Source organism: Veillonella parvula (assembly GCF_024461875.1).
In the GTDB taxonomy this organism is placed as follows: domain Bacteria; phylum Bacillota; class Negativicutes; order Veillonellales; family Veillonellaceae; genus Veillonella; species Veillonella parvula_I.
The window spans coordinates 1-213 of the sequence record NZ_JANGAL010000162.1; the positions used below are offsets into that span (position 1 = coordinate 1).

A 213-nucleotide genomic window follows, 5' to 3' on the forward strand; every position below is an offset into this window, starting at 1 on the left:
TTAAAAAGCGTATCTATGATTTAAAATGCAGTCTGCATGGTGGAATTATCCCTGTGTGTGTACCGCCAGAAGTACCGTTAAGGGAATTTCCGTACAATGCAGTTGGGATACCATACGTTTGTTTGAAGTGCTTCATCAAAGGAATGAAACAGTCCATATCTGAACGATAATGGTTCACGCCAACAACTGCGATATATATTTGTTGGCGTTTGC

At 40.4% G+C, this 213-nt stretch carries 1 protein-coding gene; it reads right to left on the reverse strand.

Annotated elements, in window-relative coordinates; genetic code table 11:
• Window positions 1-13 precede the first annotated feature (13 nt).
• Window positions 14-213: hypothetical protein (locus NE668_RS10500; protein ID WP_371745245.1), on the reverse strand; the 200-nt coding region annotated here is incomplete at its 5' end.